Source organism: Aeromonas bestiarum (genome assembly GCF_028751155.1).
GTDB classification, from domain to species: domain Bacteria; phylum Pseudomonadota; class Gammaproteobacteria; order Enterobacterales; family Aeromonadaceae; genus Aeromonas; species Aeromonas bestiarum.
The window spans coordinates 2,040,385-2,059,566 of the sequence record NZ_CP064746.1; the positions used below are offsets into that span (position 1 = coordinate 2,040,385).

Below are 19,182 nucleotides of genomic sequence, written 5' to 3' on the forward strand. Positions count from 1 at the left end.
GGTGACTATTCCAACTCGTGAATTTGATGCGGTCGTGATCGGTGCCGGTGGCGCCGGCATGCGCGCCGCGCTGCAGATTGCCCAGTCCGGCAAGAGCTGCGCTCTGTTATCCAAGGTCTTCCCGACCCGTTCTCACACGGTTTCTGCCCAGGGCGGGATCACGGTTGCGCTGGGCAATGCCCACGACGACAACTGGCAATGGCACATGTATGACACCGTCAAGGGCTCCGATTATATCGGTGACCAGGAAGCGATCGAATACATGTGCAAGACGGGCCCCGAGGCCGTCTATGAGCTGGAGAACATGGGCTTGCCCTTCTCCCGCTTCGACAACGGTTCCGTTTACCAGCGTCCGTTTGGCGGCCAGTCCAAGAATTTTGGTGGCGAGCAGGCTGCTCGTACCGCAGCCGCAGCGGACCGTACCGGTCACGCTTTGCTGCACACCCTCTATCAGCAGAACGTCAAGAACAAGACCACCGTCTTCTCCGAGTGGTATGCGCTGGATCTGGTGAAAAACCAGGACGGCCACATCGTTGGCTGTACCGCCATCGACATGGAGAGCGGTGAAGTCGTCTACTTCAAGGCCAAGGCAACCGTGCTGGCCACCGGCGGCGCCGGTCGCATCTATCAGTCCACCACCAACGCCCACATCAACACGGGTGACGGCGTCGGCATGGCGCTGCGCGCCGGGGTCGGCGTGCAGGACATGGAGTTCTGGCAGTTCCACCCGACCGGCATCGCCGGGGCAGGGGTGCTGGTGACCGAAGGCTGTCGTGGTGAAGGCGGTTATCTGCTCAACAAAGACGGCGAACGCTTCATGGAGCGTTACGCGCCGAACGCCAAGGATCTGGCCGGTCGCGACGTGGTGGCCCGTTCCATCATGATCGAGATCCGCGAAGGCCGCGGTTGTGACGGTCCCTGGGGTCCGCACATCAAGCTCAAGCTGGATCACCTCGGCAAAGAGGTACTGGAATCCCGTCTGCCTGGCATCTGCGAGCTCTCTCGCACCTTCGCCCACGTGGATCCGGTCAAGGAACCCATCCCCATCATACCTACCTGCCACTACATGATGGGCGGCGTGCCGACCAACGTGAATGGCCAGTGTCTGACCCAGGACAAGGACGGCAACGACGTCCCTGTGGTCGGTCTGTTCGCGGTGGGCGAGATAGCCTGTGTCTCGGTGCACGGCGCCAACCGTCTGGGCGGCAACTCATTGCTGGATCTGATCGTGTTTGGCCGCGCTGCGGGTATGCACCTGGTCAACACCCTGGGCGAGATGGAACATGGTCGCGAGGCTTCCGAGTCTGATCTGGCCGCCGCGCTGGCCCGTTTCAATCGCTGGGAAAACAACCGCGACGGGGAAGACCCGGTCCAGATCCGCAAGGATCTGCAGACCTGCATGCAGAACAACTTCTCCGTGTTCCGTGAAGGTGACGCCATGGCCGAAGGGCTGGCCGAGCTGAAACGCATCCGCGAGCGGCTGAAGAATGCCCGTCTGGACGACACCTCCAAGGAGTTCAACACCCAGCGCATCGAGTGCCTGGAGCTGGACAACCTGATGGAGACGGCGTTTGCCACCGCGGTGGCGGCCAACTTCCGTACCGAGAGTCGGGGTGCCCACAGCCGCTTCGATTTCCCGGATCGCGACGATGAGGGCTGGCTGTGTCATAGCCTCTATCATCCGGACACAGAGTCCATGACCCGTCGCGCTGTCAACATGTCTCCGAAAACCCGTGAGGCATTCCCACCCAAGGTCCGGACTTACTGACCGATGGCGGAGACAGGCACCATGAAGAGCAGACAGTCGGCTGATCGCAGCATGTGCCGGTCTGTGAAGAGGTGGGAGGCATTCCCATCTCTCTTCTCCAAGGTGCGGACTTAACGATTGCGGAGCCAAACAACATGAACGTCACATTCTCTGTCTACAGATACAATCCGGATGTTGATAACGTCCCCTATATGAAGGAATATCGTCTTGATATTCCTGAAGGTTCCGACATGATGGTGCTCGATGCACTGATCCAGCTCAAAGAGCTGGATCCCACGCTCGCCTTCCGCCGCTCCTGCCGCGAAGGGGTCTGTGGATCAGACGGTCTCAACATGAATGGCAAGAACGGTCTTGCCTGCATCACCCCGCTCTCCGATCTGCTGAAGAAGGGCAATAACGTCGTTATCCGCCCCTTGCCCGGCCTGCCGGTGATCCGCGATCTGGTGATCGACATGACTCAGTTCTACACCCAGTGGGAGAAGGTCAAACCCTTCCTCATCAACGATGAGAAATTGCCGCCCGTGCGTGAGCACCTGCAATCCCCCGAAGAGCGCGCCAAGCTGGATGGCCTGTACGAGTGTATTCTCTGTGCCTGCTGCTCCACCTCTTGCCCCTCCTTCTGGTGGAACCCGGACAAGTTCATCGGCCCGGCCGGGCTGCTCGCCGCCTATCGCTGGTTGGCCGACAGCCGCGACACCGCCGCCAGCGAACGACTGGGTAACCTGGATGACGCCTTCAGCGTGTTCCGTTGCCACGGCATCATGAACTGCGTGAACGTCTGTCCCAAGGGCTTGAACCCGACCAAGGCCATCGGTCAGATCAAGTCGATGCTGCTCAATCGGGCTGTTTAGTATCAGGGCCAGGGCGTCACGCGCCAGGCCCGACCTCTGGATAGCCATCCGACCCCATGGCTGGATGGCTATTTAAACCCTACAAGCTGCGCTGCAGTGAACAAGATGTACAAGGGATAGAAATGCATAACGGCGTGATGAAGGCCTGGTTGGAGTCATCTCACCTGGCTGGTGCGAATGCAAGCTATATTGAGGATTTGTACGAATCCTTCCTGGAAGACCCCGAATCCGTAGCCGACGAGTGGCGCAGCCTGTTTAGCTCGCTGCCCCAGGTCAATGGCCATGCGGTTGAACAACCTCACTCCCAAGTCCGCGATTATTTCCGTCGTCTGGCCAAGGATCCCTCCCGTTACAGTGCCCCTGTGTCCGATCCGCAAGTGGATGCGAAACAGGTGCGCGTGCTGCAACTGATCAACGCCTTCCGCTTCCGTGGTCACCAGAATGCCAATCTGGATCCCCTTGGACTCTGGACCCGTGAAACCGTTGCCGAACTGGATCCTGCCTTCCACAACCTGCAAGGCGCTGACATGGAGGCCACCTTCAACGTGGGCTCCTACGCCATAGGTCGCGAGACCATGGTGCTCTCCGATCTCTACGCCTCGCTGAAGAAAACCTATTGCGGCAGCATAGGTGCAGACTACATGCACATCACCTCCACCGAGGAGAAGCGCTGGCTGCAAGACCGTCTTGAATCCATCGAAGCCACGGGCAACTACAGCACAGAGGAGAAGACCCGCTTCCTCGAGAGCCTGACCGCGGCCGAAGGGCTGGAAAAATACCTGGGCGCCAAGTTCCCGGGGGCCAAGCGTTTCTCCCTGGAAGGGGGCGATGCCATGGTGCCCATGCTCAAGGAGCTTATTCGTCGTGCCGGTGAGCAGGGCTGCAAAGAGGCCGTCATCGGCATGGCCCACCGTGGTCGCCTGAACGTGCTGATCAACGTGCTCGGCAAACGGGCGCAAGAATTGTTCGACGAGTTCGCTGGCAAGCACGGTGAATCCTGGGGCACAGGGGATGTGAAGTACCATATGGGCTTCTCCTCCGACTTCGCCACCCCGGGCGGCAACGTCCACCTGGCGCTGGCCTTCAACCCGTCCCACCTCGAGATCGTCAACCCCGTGGTCATCGGCTCGGTCCGTGCCCGCATGGACAGACGCGGTGACAAGGATGGCTCCAGCGTCCTGCCCATCACCATCCACGGTGACTCCGCCATCGCGGGGCAGGGGGTGGTGGCAGAAACCTTCAACATGTCCCTGACCCGTGCCTACGGCGTCGGCGGCACTGTGCGCATCGTCATCAACAACCAGGTAGGCTTCACCACCTCCTATCAACGTGACCTGCGCTCCACCGAATACTGTACCGACATCGCCAAGGCGGTGCAGGCCCCCGTGCTGCACGTCAACGGGGATGACCCGGAAGCCGTGGTGCTGGTGACCCAGATTGCGCTGGATTATCGCAACACCTTCAAGCGTGACGTGGTGATCGAGCTGGTCTGCTACCGTCGTCACGGTCACAACGAGGCCGACGAGCCCAGTGCAACTCAGCCATTGATGTACCAGAAGATCAAACAGCACCCGACCCCGCGCAAGATCTACGCCGACCAGCTGGTGGCGGAAGGCAGCATCAGTCAGGAGCTGGCCACTACCCTAGTCAACGACTATCGCGATACCCTGGATCGGGGCGAGCGGGTGAGCAAGGAGTGGCGTCCGATGGAGCTGCACTCCGTCGACTGGACCCCTTATCTCGGTCACGACTGGGCCATGAGCTATGACAGCACTGTGCCCATGGATCACCTGAAATCCCTGGGTGAGCGCATCAGCCAGTATCCGGCCACCCACGTGCTGCAGCGCCAGGTCGAGAAGATCTACGAAGACAGACGCCTGATGGCCGCCGGCGACAAGCTGCTGGACTGGGGCTTTGCCGAGACCCTGGCCTACGCCACCCTGGTGGACAAGGGCTCGCGCATCCGCTTCACCGGGGAAGACTCCGGCCGTGGCACCTTCTTCCACCGCCACGCCGTGCTGCACAACCAGAGCGATGCGAGCACCTACACTCCGCTGTGCAACTTGCACGACGAGCAAGGTCCCTTTGAAATTTACGACTCAGTGCTGACCGAAAACGCGGTGCTGGCGTTCGAATATGGCTACGCCAGTGCCGAGCCGGCCGGTCTCACCATCTGGGAAGCCCAGTTTGGCGACTTCGCCAACTGCGCCCAGGTGGTGGTGGATCAGTTCCTCTCCTCCGGCGAGCAGAAGTGGGGCCGGATGTGCGGTCTGACCATGCTGCTGCCCCACGGTTATGAGGGGCAGGGCCCGGAGCACTCCTCCGCCCGTCTCGAGCGTTACCTGCAGATGTGCGCCCAGCACAACATGCAGGTATGCGTGCCGTCCAACCCGGCCCAGGTGTTCCACATGCTGCGCCGTCAGGTGGTGCGCCCGATGCGCCGTCCGCTCATCGTGATGACGCCCAAGTCCCTGCTGCGCCACCCGCTGGCGGTGAGCAAGCTCGAAGAGCTGGCGACCGGCACCTTCCAGAACGCCATTGGCGAAATCGACGCGCTGGATCCCAAAGGCGTCAAGCGGGTGGTGTTCTGCTCCGGCAAGGTCTACTACGACCTGCTCGATGCCCGTCGCAAGGCCGAGCAGCACGATGTGGCCCTGGTGCGGATCGAGCAGCTCTACCCCTTCCCGGAGGAGGAAGTGCGCGCCATTCTGGCCGACTATGCCCACGTCACCGACTTCGTCTGGTGTCAGGAAGAGCCGCAGAACCAGGGCGCCTGGTACAGCACCCGTCATCACTACGACAGCGTGCTGCCAAGCCATGCCCGTCTGCGTTATGCCGGTCGCCCGGCCTCGGCCTCACCGGCAGTCGGTTACATGTCGGTCCACGCCAAGCAGCAAAAAGCCCTGGTGGAAGACGCCCTTACTCTGGCCTAAGCCCTGAACAAGAAGTAACAAGGAACTGATTACATGACTATCGAGATCAAGGTACCGGACCTGCCGGAATCAGTGGCGGACGCCACCATCGCCACCTGGCACAAGAAACCGGGTGATCTGGTTGCCCGTGACGAAGTACTGGTCGACATCGAGACCGACAAGGTCGTGCTGGAAGTGCCCGCGCCGGAAGCCGGCGTCCTCGGCGACATCCTGCAAGCGGAAGGGGCGACCGTGTTGTCTCGCCAGCTGATCGCCATGCTCAAGCCGGCTCCCGTGGCCGGTGAAGAGACCAGGGAGAAGCCGGTGGAAGCCGTAGCCGATGACGGCGCCGATGGCCTGAGCCCCTCGGTGCGCCGCCTGGTGGCCGAGCATGCCATCGACGTGACCAAGCTGACCGGCACCGGCAAGGGCGGTCGCATCAGCAAGGAAGATGTGGAAGCCTTCATCAAGGGTGGCAACAAGCCTGCCGCCGCGCCGGTCGCGGCTGCCCCTGTGGCTGCGGTAGCGCCGCTGGTTGGTCGCACCGAGAAGCGTGTGCCCATGACCCGTCTGCGCAAGCGCATCGCCGAGCGTCTGCTGGAAGCCAAAAACACCACCGCCATGCTGACCACGTTCAACGAGATCAACATGGCGCCCATCATGAAGCTGCGCAAGCAGTACGGCGAGATCTTCGAGAAGAAGCACGGCATCAAGCTCGGCTTCATGTCCTTCTACGTGAAGGCGGTCGTTGAATCCCTCAAGCGCTACCCGGAAGTGAACGCGGCGCTGGACGGTGACGACATCGTTTACCACAACTACTTCGACGTCAGCATCGCCGTCTCCACCCCGCGCGGGCTGGTGACCCCTGTGCTGCGCGATTGCGACAACATGAGCCTGGCGGACATCGAGAAGGCCATCAAGGATCTGGCGGGCAAGGGCCGTGACGGCAAGCTGACCGTGGACGAACTGACCGGCGGCAACTTCACCATCACCAACGGTGGCGTGTTCGGCTCTCTGATGTCCACCCCCATCATCAACCCGCCGCAGAGCGCCATCCTGGGGATGCACAAGATCCAGGACAGACCCATGGCGGTCGATGGCAAGGTCGAGATCCTGCCGATGATGTACCTGGCCCTCTCTTATGATCACCGCATCGTCGACGGTCGCGAGTCGGTGGGCTTCCTGGTCTCCATCAAGGAGCTGCTGGAAGATCCGACCCGTCTGTTGCTGGATGTCTAGGCAATCAGCGACATTCTGAGCGAATTAGAAAGATAACGAGGGGCCGCCCAGGCCCCCATTCACAGGGGATTGAGAAACACGAGCCCCGGACGGAAATACCTACAACACGGATAGAGCATCTATGAATCTGCATGAATATCAGGCAAAAAAGCTGTTTGCCGAGTATGGCCTGCCGGTCTCCGAAGGTTATGCCTGTGCTACCCCGCAGGAAGCGGCTGAAGCGGCCGACAAGATTGGCGGCAATACCTGGGTCGTCAAGTGCCAGGTCCACGCCGGTGGCCGCGGTAAAGCGGGCGGCGTCAAGCTGGCCAAGAGCAAGGACGAGATCCGCGCCTTTGCCCAGAACTGGCTCGGCAAGAACCTGGTGACCTATCAGACTGACGCCAACGGTCAGCCGGTCACCAAGATCCTGGTGGAATCCTGCACCGACATCGCCAAGGAGCTCTATCTGGGCGCCGTGGTCGATCGTGGCAGCCGTCGCGTGGTCTTCATGGCCTCTACCGAAGGTGGCGTGGAGATTGAGAAAGTCGCCCACGAAACCCCGGAACTGATTCACAAGGCCGCAATCGATCCGCTGGTGGGCCCGCAGGCCTATCAGGCGCGCGAGCTGGCCTTCAAGCTGGGTCTGGTCGGCGATCAGATCAAGCAGTTCACCAAGATCTTCATGGGTCTGGGCCAGATGTTCCTGGATTGCGACTTCGCCCTGCTGGAAATCAACCCGCTGGTGATCACCGCCCAGGGCAACCTGCATTGCCTCGACGGCAAGATCAACATCGACGCCAACGCCCTCTATCGTCAGCCCAAGCTGCGCGAGATGCATGACCCCTCCCAGGATGACCCCCGCGAAGCGCATGCCGCCCAGTGGGAGCTGAACTATGTGGCGCTCGATGGCAACATCGGCTGCATGGTCAACGGCGCCGGTCTGGCCATGGGCACCATGGATATCGTCAACCTGCACGGCGGCTCACCGGCCAACTTCCTGGACGTCGGCGGCGGCGCCACCAAGGAGCGCGTGACCGAGGCCTTCAAGATCATCCTCTCCGACACCAAGGTGCAGGCCGTACTGGTCAACATCTTCGGCGGCATAGTGCGCTGCGACATGATCGCGGAAGGCATTATCGGCGCGGTCAAGGAAGTGGGGGTCAAGGTGCCCGTGGTAGTGCGTCTGGAAGGCAACAATGCCGAACTGGGTGCCCGTAAACTGGCCGACAGCGGCCTCAATATCATCGCCGCAACGAGTCTGACTGACGCAGCTCAGCAAGTGGTTAAAGCAGCGGAGGCCAAATAATGAGCGTTCTGATCAACAAAGACACCAAGGTGATCTGCCAGGGCTTTACCGGCGGTCAGGGTACCTTCCACTCCGAACAGGCCATTGCCTACGGTACCCAGATGGTCGGCGGCGTGTCACCGGGCAAGGGTGGCACCACCCACCTGGGCCTGCCGGTGTTCAATACAGTGCGTGACGCGGTCGAAGCCACCGGCGCCACCGCCTCCGTCATCTATGTGCCAGCGCCCTTCTGCAAGGACGCCATCCTGGAAGCCATCGATGCCGGCATCAAGCTCATCGTCACCATCACCGAAGGCATCCCGACCCTGGACATGCTGCAGGTCAAGGTGAAGCTGCAGGAAACCGGCGTGCGCATGATCGGGCCGAACTGCCCGGGCGTCATCACCCCGGGTGAGTGCAAGATCGGCATCATGCCGGGCCACATTCACAAGCCGGGCAAGGTGGGCATAGTCTCCCGCTCCGGCACCCTGACCTACGAAGCGGTCAAGCAGACCACGGACGAGGGCTTCGGCCAGTCCACCTGCGTCGGCATCGGTGGCGACCCCATCCCGGGCTCCAACTTCATCGATATTCTGGAGATGTTCCAGAACGATCCCAAGACCGAAGCCATCGTCATGATCGGCGAGATCGGCGGCAGCGCCGAGGAAGAAGCCGCGGCCTACATCAAGGCCCACGTCACCAAGCCGGTGGTCTCCTACATCGCGGGCGTTACCGCCCCGGCTGGCAAGCGTATGGGTCATGCGGGCGCCATCATCGCCGGTGGCAAGGGCACGGCCGCAGAGAAATTTGCCGCCCTGGAAGATGCCGGCGTGAAAACCGTGCGCTCCCTCGCCGATATCGGCAAGGCCCTGCGTGAAGTAACCGGCTGGTAATTCCTTTCAGCCCGTTATCTCTGATAGAAAAATGCCGCCCTAGGGCGGCATTTTTATGGCTGTATTTTGAAGGTGTGTCTTGAAACGATGGCTTTTATATAAGTTGATCATGGCTCATTTTCGCGGCAGGATAGACAGCCATATTTTTATTTTTTAAGAAAAGTAAGGTGAAATTTCATGGGGAGACCTGCAAGGTGGAATCTGGAGCCAACAAAAAAAGGGGTGGCAATTTGCAAACTTAGTTCTTGGAAATATTTTTCTGATTATGTTAATCAGGAACTTCTGGATTATACAAGTTATGTGTTTAGAGGGCATGCTGATAGTTCATGGAAATTAGAGCCAACTCTAGATAGAGTTATAAAAAACCCCGAATCGCCCAAAAGAAATGTGCATTTGGAAAACTTCAAATATGAAGTGAGAGGCCGAAGAGGGCCTAATCCGTCCATAATGCAAGATGAGAATGACTGGTGGGCATTAGGTCAACATCATGGATTACATACTCCTTTACTTGATTGGACTGAGTCCCCTTTTGTTGCGCTCTATTTTGCGGCCTCAAATGCTCATAAGTTAAAAACGAGTTCACTTGCAGTTTTCGCATTTTTTCAGCATTCTGCAAAAGTTTTTAATAATGCGATAACTAACGATTCTAATGTAATGCTAGTTAATGATAGAAAGCCAACAGTTAAAATTGTGAAGCCTCTCAGTGATGAAAATAGAAGACTTGTAAGTCAAAGAGGGCTATTCACTCGAGGACCTAATAATATGGATATTGAAGCATGGGTTAATAAATTCAATACATACAAAGGAGGTGAAATGTCTTTAATAAAAATAATTATCCCTAATAGTGGGATTCAAGATTGCCTTCGTTATTTAAATCGTATGAATATCAATCATTCAACTCTCTTTCCTGACCTTTCTGGAGCCTCTGACTATTGCAACAAACATTTGACTATCAACAAATATTAAAGCAACGAAATCTGGGGAAACTTGGGACACCCATCTTTTTGACAGCGGTGTAATGCTGTACTTGGCTTGATAAGTCATTGCCGAGTGGGATGAAGCATGACCATGGCCCGTTCACGTCAAATCAGTTTGCAGGATATGCCTTACTACCATGTGGTCAGCCGCTGTGTGTGACGGACCTTCTTGTGTGGCGAATATGCCCATTCCGGCCAGAGTTACGAACGCAGGCGGCAATGGGTAGTCGACAAGCTGGGGCAGCTGTTGCGGCTGTCTGCCATTGGGGTTTGCGCCTATGCGGTGATGAACAACCATTACCACTTGGTGTTCAAGGTTGAGCGGGACACTGTCATCGAAAATCAGAGACATCCACTTTTCTGGCGTGGGAGCTAATGGCATGAATAGTCAGAAAGAGGGTTATTTTCGTATAAAGTCATGTAACCCTATGCATCCGGAAGCCTTAGGCCTTCAGATTTGTGATGGTCAGCATATTGATACACCCCCTTGTTTTTGCTGATAGCTCTGCTCGGTGAGTTAGCAGGGCTTGGCCGCCAACCTTGAAAAATCGGGCCATAAGGCGTATAACCACGCGCTTTACTGGTCTATTTAGCGAGCCCCTTCCATGCAGCAAGTCGAGAAAATGCAGCCAACTCCTTTTTGGCAGGAAAAGCCCCTGCAGCAGATGACGGATGCGGAGTGGGAATCCCTGTGCGACGGCTGCGGCAAGTGCTGCCTGAACAAGCTGATTGACGAGGACACCGACGAACTGGTGTTCACCAACGTCGCCTGCGATCTGCTCAACACCAAGACCTGCCAGTGCTCCGATTACGGCAACCGCTTTAAAAAAGAGCCGGACTGCCTGCAGATCACCCATGACAAGATTGCCGAGTATGACTGGCTGCCCTCGACCTGTGCCTACCGGTTGCTGGCCGAGGGGCAGACCCTGCCCGAATGGCATCCGCTTATCACCGGCAGTCGCTCCGCCATGCATCAGGCCGGTCAGTCGGTGCGCGGCAAGGTGATACACGAAGCCCATGCCGGTGAGTGGATCGATCACATCATCACCTGGGCGAGTTGAACCCAGACCGGCCAAGCCGTTATCCGGCTCACAGTGCCGTTGATATGCCGCAGGGGCAGGGGAGTCATACTCTTCTGCCCCTGTTGCTATCTGGCGGCCTGCTGCGAGCGATAGACGAGCTTCTATGTCCCCTTGCCTACGGGAGAGTGCACCAAGCGCGTAGTGCGAGGACTATGGGGCCTATCGAGGGATCCCGTTGCTGCTTTCCGTTTCATTGAAAAGGGGGAAGAGACGGGGAACAAGAGGGTGAGGGGAGAATCCACCTCAGTCCCTTTTAGGTGAAGGGGAAGGAGGGCCGTCATCACTCTTTCGAGTCGATACTGGCTGGCAATCAGACATAAAAAAACCGGCGCCTGGGCGCCGGTTTTTAGTCACTGCGACTCTTGCTTAGCAATAAGCGATTACAGAGAAGCGGTGAAGGTACGGGTGATGACGTCTTGCTGTTGCTCTTTGGTCAAAGAGTTGAAGCGAACGGCATAACCGGATACGCGGATGGTCAACTGCGGATATTTCTCCGGGTTTTCCATGGCGTCCAGCAGCATTTCACGGTTCATCACGTTGACGTTCAGGTGCTGACCGCCTTCCAGGTTGGTTTCGTGATGGAAGTAACCGTCCATCAGACCCGCCAGGTTGGATTTCTGCGCTTCCATGTCTTTGCCCAGGGCGTTCGGCACGATGGAGAAGGTATAGGAGATACCATCTTTGGCGTAAGCGAACGGCAGCTTGGCGACGGAAGTCAGGGAAGCAACGGCACCCTTCTGATCACGACCGTGCATCGGGTTGGCGCCCGGGCCGAACGGCGCACCGGAACGACGGCCATCCGGGGTGTTACCAGTTTTCTTGCCATACACCACGTTGGAGGTGATGGTCAGTACGGACTGGGTAGCCACGGCGCCACGGTAGGTGTTCAGCTTCTGAATTTTCTTCATGAAGCGTTCTACCAGGTCACAGGCGATGTCATCGACGCGAGCGTCGTTGTTACCGAACTGCGGGTACTCACCGTCGATTTCGAAGTCGATGGCAACGCCATCTTCGTCACGAACCGGCTTGACCTTGGCGTACTTGATGGCAGACAGGGAGTCAGCCGCAACGGACAGACCGGCGATGCCGCAAGCCATGGTGCGATACACGTCACGGTCGTGCAGCGCCATCAGGGAGGCTTCGTAGCTGTACTTGTCGTGCATGTAGTGGATGATGTTCAGGGCGGCGACGTACTGCTTGGCCAGCCAGTCCATGAAGTGATCCAGACGATCCATCACGTCGTTGTAGTCGAGGTACTCGGAGGTCACCATCTCGGTCTTGGGACCGACCTGGATCTTGAGCTTCTCGTCCATACCGCCGTTGATTGCATACAGCATGGTCTTGGCCAGGTTGGCACGGGCACCGAAGAACTGCATCTGTTTGCCGACGATCATCGGGGACACGCAGCAAGCGATGGCGTAGTCATCGTTGTTGAAGTCCGGACGCATCAGGTCGTCGTTCTCGTACTGAACGGAAGAGGTCTCGATAGATACCTTGGCGCAGTACTTCTTGAAACCGACCGGCAGCTTCTCGGACCACAGTATGGTCAGGTTCGGCTCAGGGGACGGGCCCATGGTGTACAGGGTGTTCAGCATACGGAAGCTGTTCTTGGTGACCAGGGTACGGCCATCAACGCCCATACCGGCCAGGGTCTCGGTAGCCCACATGGGGTCGCCGGAGAACAGTGAATCGTATTCAGGAGTACGCAGGAAGCGAACCATGCGCAGCTTCATGACCATGTGGTCCATCAGCTCCTGGGCTTCTTGCTCGGTGATCACGCCTTTCTTCAGGTCACGCTCGATGTACACGTCCAGGAAGCTGGAGGTACGACCGAAGGACATGGCGGCACCGTTCTGGGACTTGACTGCCGCCAGGTAGGCGAAGTAGGTCCACTGCACGGCTTCTTTGGCGCTCGCAGCAGGTACAGAGATATCGCAGCCATATTTGGCGGCCATCTCTTTGATCTGGGCCAGGGCACGGTACTGCTCAGAGATCTCTTCGCGCAGACGGATGGTGGCTTCCAGGTTGACGCCGTTTTCCAGGTCCGCTTGCAGAGACTTGAACTGAGACAGCTTGTCAGCCATCAGGAAGTCGATGCCGTACAGGGCGACACGACGGTAGTCACCTATGATACGGCCACGGCCGTAGGCATCCGGCAGACCGGTGATGACGCCAGACTTGCGGCAGTTCAGGATGTCTTTGGTGTAAACGTCAAACACGCCCTGGTTGTGAGTCTTGCGGTACTCGCTGAAGATCTTCTTGACCATGGGGTCCAGCTCGCGGCCGTACACCTTGCAAGAAGTCTCAACCATCTTGATACCGCCGTTGGCGATGATGGCGCGCTTGAGCGGCTTGTCGGTCTGCAGACCTACAATTTGCTCCAGGCCCTGATCGATATAGCCGGCATCGTGAGCGGTAATGGTGGAGGGTAGGTCGGTATCAAAATCGACCGGCGCATGAGTGCGGTTCTCGATTTTGATGCCTTCCATGACCTTGTCCCACAGCTTGGTGGTAGCTTCGGTCGCGCCAGCCAGGAAGGACTCGTCACCTTCATACGGGGTGTAGTTCTTCTGGATGAAGTCACGGGTGTTGACAGAGGACTGCCATTCACCGGCCGCGAAGCCTTCCCATGCTTTTTGGAACTGTTCGTTAAGTTCTGCCATTTTCATTACCTCACACGGTATTGATGTAGTATCCCGCAATCATCCTTAATGATGACGACGGAAGATAAACCAGTAAGTCAGACCAACCATGACGCCACCACCAATGATATTACCAATGGTGACGGGAATGAGGTTGTGTAGGACGAAGTTGGATACGGTCAAGTCGGCGAAGGTCGCCGGATCCTGGCCGATGGCCTGCCAAAATTCCGGGCCTGCTACCGCATGGATAGCGATACCGACCGGGATCATAAACATGTTTGCGATACTGTGCTCGAAACCGGAAGCCACGAACATGGCGACGGGGAGCAGCATGACCATCACCTTGTCGGTCGCACTGCGGGCACCGAAGGCCATCCACACGGCGAGACACACCATGAGGTTGCAGAGGATACCGAGGGCGAGGGCCTCGAAGAAGGTGTGATGGATCTTGTGCTGGGCCACTTTCAGGGCGTTCAGGCCCCACTGACCATCCGCCGCCATGTACTCGGCCGACATGATGATGAGCGCGACTATGATGAGACCGCCGATGAGGTTGCCGAAGTAGACCAGACCCCAGTTCTTGAGCAGTTGACCCCAGGTGATGCGATTGGCCGCCTTGGCCACCAGCGTCAGCGTGGTGGAGGTGAACAGCTCGGCACCGAGCAGCACACACAGAATGAGACCGAGGGAGAAACAGAGACCGCCGACCAGCTTGCTGAGGCCCCAGGCTACGTTGCCGGCACCCGTGGTGACAGTGATGAAGAAGACAAAAGCGATGGCGATGAAAGCGCCTGCTGTGATGGCCAGGGGGATGACCTTGTATGCCGGCTTGGTGGCCTTGGCATAGGTTATATCTTCTGCCAGTGCAGCGATGGCTTCTGGCTTGAGACAATCAAAGGGAGATTCTGCTTTCAATTCTCATGTACCTGCTGTTTTGCCTGTGGAAATCATAACAAAGGGCCAGATCGTCAAAATTGACTCCGATCAAGAATTGCAGATTGTGAATGTAATTTTACTACAAAAATTTGAGTCCCCTGGAAGCCTCTCTTTACACCAGGTTTCAGCTGAAACAGAAATGCTGATTTTTTAATGTAATGATTTTAAAGAATTTATTTGTCAAGCCTGAAAAAAGGTACTGGCAAGGCATCTTTGCATCCCCCCCGCATCATGGACTCGGCGTTGGCAACCCCCTAAGGGGTATTTTTTGTTTTTTATTTCATCCTTGAATAACAAACGTCCAGCCGGGGCACCATAAAACAGAAGGGGCCATCAAGGCCCCCCCAAATACTACCACATCAGGCCCAATGATGGGCTCGCTTGGCCTTTTGCAGCTTTTCATAGGCTGCCAGCAGTTTCTGGTGCTGCGGAAACTGGGCGAGGGACAGATCGGCCGCCGTCAACCCGTGGAAACGTGCTTCGCCGCTGGCGTTGGCCCAGGCATCGGCCAGGGTCTGCTCGCCATACATGCGGGTAAACACGGCGCGGTACTGCTCCGGATCCCGCTCCTGGTCGATGAACAGCTCGACGCAGGCGCGCAGGGCACGGTAGTAGTTGGCGCGATCCGCCGGGAACACCGACTGGTTGAACTCCATGGTCCAGTCGATGAGATCGAGCGCCGTCTCCAGCTCACCGGCGGCCAGCGCCAGCATGGCTTTCAGCTCGCCGACGCGCAGGGTGTGCAGGGCTGTGCCCTTGGCGGCGGCGATGCCGAGCAGCTCACGGACGCGGGTGCGCTCGTCGTGCCCCTCTTCGTCCAGCTGATCGAACAGCGCCATGTATTGCTCGGCATCCCACGCCAGCGATGGCAGCGCCAGGATCACTTCCCGCAGGTTGGCGCCCATGTTGTTGTTGGCCAGCAGCAGGTCTTCGGCCGGATAGATGTCGGACATGCCGGGCACCAGGATGCGGCAGGCGTAGACACCCAGATGCTCGTAGTCGGCGATGTAGACCGGCTGCTCCAGCTCGTGGAAGATGCCGATCAGGTGGTCGAACTCCTCCTGCGAGGTGCCGCGAAAATCCCAGTCGGCAAACGCGAAGTCCGCATCCTGCTTGAACAGATCCCAGCTGATGAGGCCGGAGGAGTCGATGAAGTGGGTCTCCAGGTTGTGGTGATCCGCTACCTGCTCGTTGTCGAACGAGGGCGGCACGAACACGTCCAGATCTTTGAGGCCACGGCCCTGCAGCAGCTCGGTGACGGTGCGCTCGAAGGCCACTTCGAAGCGCGGGTGGGCACCGAAGGAGGCAAAGCAGGTGCCGTTGTCCGGGTTGAGCAGCACCACGCAGATGACCGGATAGCGGCCGCCCAGGGAGGCATCGAAGCTGTAGATGGGGAAGCCTTCGGCTTCCAGCGCATCAATGGAGGCCTTGATGCCGGGATAACGGGCAATCACCTCATTCGGGATCAGCGGCAGGCTCAGGGCTTCGGCGATGATCTTGTTCTTCACGTGGCGCTCGAACACCTCGGACAGCGCCTGGGTGCGGGCCTCGGTGCGGGTGTTGCCGGCGCTCATGCCGTTGGAGACATAGAGGTTGCCGATGATGTTCATCGGGATGTAGACGGTCTGGTGATCGGACTGGCGCTCGAACGGCAGCGCGACTATGCCGCGCTCCTCGTTGTTCGACTGCAGATCCACCAGCATGTCGGCGGTCACTTCGCCGTCCGGGTTGTAGAACTTGCGGGTGAAGCTGTCGAGCAGGCCGGCCGGGAACTGATCGCCCTCGATGGGGAACCACTTCTCGTTGGGGTAGTGCACGAAGTCGCCGTTGGCGACCTGCTCACCCAGATAGAAGTCGGCGAAAAAATAGTTGGTGGAGAGACGCTCGAAATATTCGCCAAGGGCCGAGGCCAGTGCCGCCTTCTTGCTGGCACCCTTGCCGTTGGTGAAACAGAGGGCGCACTCCTTGTCCCGAATGTGCACGGACCAGACGTTGGGCACGGGATTGAGCCAGGAGGCCTCTTCGATATCAAACCCCAGGGCTTGCAGCTTGGTCTGGAAGCGGTCGATGGAGTCTTCCAGTGCCGCGTCCTTGCCGGGAATAAAAGTGTGGTCGGTCATCACAATATCCTGATTTTTATTGGCTCATGTTTGGCCGCAGATAATAGCAGGGGTCGGCGCGTTTGGCAGGCAAAAAACGGGGCAAGAGCCCCGCTTAGCTATCCACAGATCCGGGATCTGCCGTCGGTTCAGCCGATAAACTTCAGACCCAGGATCCCGCCGATGATCAGCAGCAGACAGAGCACCCGGGCCAGGGTGGCGGGCTCGTTGAACAGCCAGATCCCCATCAGTACGGTGCCGACCGCACCTATGCCGGTCCAGACCGCGTAGGCGGTGCCAAGCGGCAACTGTTTGACCGCCATGGCGAGCAGCACAACGCTCACACCCATGGCACTCAGGGTCAGCAGGGTAGGGAGGGGGCGGCTGAAACCGTCGGTGTATTTGAGGCCAATGGCCCAGGCGACCTCGAACAGGCCGGCCAGCAACAGGAGTAACCAGGACATAAGGATATTCCGCAGGAAGCAGGGTCGTCCCTGCGCATCATGAGGCCCCGGGGTCGTCCCCAGGGGGCAGTGGCTGCCAGTCGGTTTCAATCATGCCCCAAGCTGACGCTGGGTGCCAAGAGATCGCATCAGCCGGGAGCTGGCTGGCGGATATTGCAGCGAACGGCACAGAAAATTGCGCAATTCGACTTGCGCCCGTCGTCACAATCCGTAATGTGGATAGACGCATTTTTCGCAACACGTATTTTGTAATCTGTTTGTGAACGGCCCGCGCCGGACAAGGGGTTACGGGTTTCAATACACAATTTTCTATAGCAGCTATCCAGGGTAGGACATTATGAAAAAAGTAGGTTTGGTCGGTTGGCGTGGCATGGTGGGTTCGGTACTGATGAGCCGGATGCAGGAAGAGAAGGATTTTGCCCGCATTCAACCCACCTTCTTCACCACCTCCCAGGCCGGTGAGGCCGCCCCCAACTTCGGCGTCGATGCCGGTACCCTGCAGGACGCCTTCGATATCGAGGCGCTGGCCAAGCAGGATATCATCATCACGGCGCAGGGCGGCGACTACACCAAGGATGTCTATCCACGCCTGAAAGCCGCCGGCTGGCAGGGTTACTGGATTGACGCCGCCTCCTCCCTGCGGATGGAGAAGGACGCCGTCATCATTCTGGATCCGGTCAACGGCGACGTCATAGCACAGGCGCTGGACAAGGGGCTCAAGACCTTCGTCGGCGGCAACTGCACCGTCAGCCTGATGCTGCTGGCCCTTGGCGGTCTGTTCAAGGCCGATCTGGTGGAGTGGGTGAGCGTGGCCACCTATCAGGCCGCATCGGGCGGCGGCGCGCGTCACATGCGCGAGCTGGTCACCCAGATGGGCCTGCTGCACGACGAAGTGGCGGTGGAGCTGGCGGATCCCGCCTCTGCCATCCTCGACATAGAGCGCAAGATCACCGAGAAGACCCGCTCCGGCACCCTGCCGGTGGACAACTTTGGCGTACCGCTGGCCGGTGGCCTCATCCCCTGGATCGACACCAAGCTCGACAATGGCCAGAGCCGCGAAGAGTGGAAGGGCCAGGCCGAGACCAACAAGATCTTAGGGGTAGAAGATGCCGCCATCCCGGTGGATGGCCTGTGCGTGCGGATCGGTGCCCTGCGCTGTCACAGTCAGGCCTTCACCATCAAGTTGAAGAAGGACGTGCCGCTCCCCGAGATCGAAGCCCTGCTGGCCGCTCACAACGACTGGGTGAAAGTGATCCCCAACGATCGCGACGTTACGGCACGCGAGCTGACTCCGGCCGCCGTCACCGGCACCCTCAGCATTCCGGTTGGTCGTCTGCGCAAGCTCAACATGGGGCCGGAGTACCTGGCCGCCTTCACCGTGGGTGACCAGCTGCTGTGGGGCGCCGCCGAGCCGCTGCGCCGCATGCTCAACATACTGCTGGATCGCGGTTGATCCAATTTGGGTGAGTGTGACGCAGGGGGCCTAGGCCCCCTGTTTTTTTGCCCGTTTTGGCGTGCAGAGCGCGGGCGTTCCGGCGCAATGGCATATTCACTTGGACTGTGCGCATGGAGAGGCCGAGTCTCGTTATTAATTGAATTGATATTATTCATCTCCGATCGCGTATTTTCTCCTGACTCAATGGTAAATAGTCACCCCGCTGAGAAATGCATCCGTGTGCGCCTTTTGACACATTGAAAAATGGCGATGAATCCGGCTCGGAAATAAGGGTTGTGATGGCCATGATTAACGCTTATCTCTGGTCATCTCATGGCTTGTTACAAATGACGGTGCCCGCAAGATATCCCTGAAGGCCCCGATTGATTACACTGGTGGCCTTGGCCCCGGGGGCTACCCGTGCGCAGGCATGGCACCCATGGCGTGCAAATATTGATACAAGGGTCAGTCATCTGACGATATGTCGCCAGCGTACTGACCTGCCAGCATGATTCATATCACCACTCAAATAGAGATGAATAATGTGGCCGCTGGCGAATCGGCGTGAATATGGCGTGAGTGCAACAACAGATAACAATAATAATGTTCAGACTTGA

Annotated in this window: 13 protein-coding genes and 1 pseudogene; 10 read left to right on the forward strand and 4 right to left on the reverse strand. The window is 58.2% G+C overall.

The window, feature by feature from the left end; translation table 11 throughout:
* The first annotated feature begins 1 nt into the window (after position 1).
* The 9 genes and pseudogenes from sdhA (at position 2) to IU367_RS09590 (ending at position 10,968) form a co-directional block, all read left to right on the forward strand.
* Positions 2-1,768 carry a succinate dehydrogenase flavoprotein subunit gene (sdhA, locus tag IU367_RS09550; RefSeq protein ID WP_043136186.1) on the forward strand — a complete coding sequence of 589 codons (1,767 nt, stop codon included), beginning with the start codon at positions 2-4 and terminating at the stop codon, positions 1,766-1,768.
* Positions 1,769-1,902: 134 nt separating this feature from the next.
* Positions 1,903-2,619: a succinate dehydrogenase iron-sulfur subunit gene (locus IU367_RS09555; RefSeq protein WP_043136189.1), complete on the forward strand. Its 717-nt coding sequence runs from the start codon at positions 1,903-1,905 to the stop codon at positions 2,617-2,619.
* A 122-nt stretch (positions 2,620-2,741) separates the two neighbouring features.
* Entirely contained in the window at positions 2,742-5,552 is a 2,811-nt protein-coding gene (gene sucA, locus IU367_RS09560; protein ID WP_274454148.1) for a 2-oxoglutarate dehydrogenase E1 component, read from the forward strand.
* A gap of 33 nt (positions 5,553-5,585) precedes the next feature.
* Positions 5,586-6,770, forward strand: a complete 1,185-nt coding sequence (gene odhB, locus IU367_RS09565; protein WP_043136195.1) for a 2-oxoglutarate dehydrogenase complex dihydrolipoyllysine-residue succinyltransferase — start codon at positions 5,586-5,588, stop codon at positions 6,768-6,770.
* 121 nt (positions 6,771-6,891) lie between these two features.
* Positions 6,892-8,058, forward strand: a complete 1,167-nt coding sequence (gene sucC, locus IU367_RS09570; protein WP_042872307.1) for an ADP-forming succinate--CoA ligase subunit beta — start codon at positions 6,892-6,894, stop codon at positions 8,056-8,058.
* A complete protein-coding gene (sucD, locus tag IU367_RS09575) occupies positions 8,058-8,930 on the forward strand; it encodes a succinate--CoA ligase subunit alpha (RefSeq protein ID WP_042649072.1) in 873 nt (290 codons plus the stop codon). Before sucC ends, sucD begins: the two co-directional genes overlap by 1 nt.
* A 177-nt stretch (positions 8,931-9,107) precedes the next feature.
* Entirely contained in the window at positions 9,108-9,896 is a 789-nt protein-coding gene (locus IU367_RS09580; protein WP_274454150.1) for an FRG domain-containing protein, read from the forward strand.
* A 96-nt stretch (positions 9,897-9,992) separates the two neighbouring features.
* Positions 9,993-10,235 (forward strand): annotated as a pseudogene (locus tag IU367_RS09585) (transposase); the annotation flags it as partial.
* 295 nt (positions 10,236-10,530) lie between these two features.
* Positions 10,531-10,968 (forward strand): YcgN family cysteine cluster protein, encoded by a 438-nt coding sequence (locus IU367_RS09590; RefSeq protein ID WP_043556903.1) that lies wholly within the window; start codon positions 10,531-10,533, stop codon positions 10,966-10,968.
* 401 nt (positions 10,969-11,369) lie between these two features.
* Here the strand turns inward: IU367_RS09590 and pflB are convergent, their stop codons facing one another.
* The 4 genes from pflB to sugE form a co-directional block, all read right to left on the reverse strand.
* Positions 11,370-13,652: a formate C-acetyltransferase gene (gene pflB, locus IU367_RS09595; protein ID WP_274454151.1), complete on the reverse strand. Its 2,283-nt coding sequence runs from the start codon at positions 13,650-13,652 to the stop codon at positions 11,370-11,372.
* A 45-nt stretch (positions 13,653-13,697) separates the two neighbouring features.
* Positions 13,698-14,546, reverse strand: coding sequence for a formate transporter FocA (gene focA / locus IU367_RS09600; RefSeq protein WP_043136208.1), 849 nt, complete (start codon positions 14,544-14,546; stop codon positions 13,698-13,700).
* A 380-nt stretch (positions 14,547-14,926) separates the two neighbouring features.
* Complete coding sequence (ycaO, locus tag IU367_RS09605) at positions 14,927-16,687, reverse strand: 30S ribosomal protein S12 methylthiotransferase accessory factor YcaO (protein WP_241279093.1); 1,761 nt, start codon at positions 16,685-16,687, stop codon at positions 14,927-14,929.
* Between the two features lie 128 nt (positions 16,688-16,815).
* Complete coding sequence (gene sugE, locus IU367_RS09610) at positions 16,816-17,130, reverse strand: quaternary ammonium compound efflux SMR transporter SugE (RefSeq protein ID WP_103470632.1); 315 nt, start codon at positions 17,128-17,130, stop codon at positions 16,816-16,818.
* 337 nt (positions 17,131-17,467) lie between these two features.
* On the opposite strand from sugE, the gene asd reads away from it, so the two are divergent.
* On the forward strand, positions 17,468-18,583 hold the full coding sequence (gene asd / locus IU367_RS09615) for an aspartate-semialdehyde dehydrogenase (protein ID WP_274454152.1): 1,116 nt from the start codon (positions 17,468-17,470) through the stop codon (positions 18,581-18,583).
* Positions 18,584-19,182: the final 599 nt, after the last annotated feature.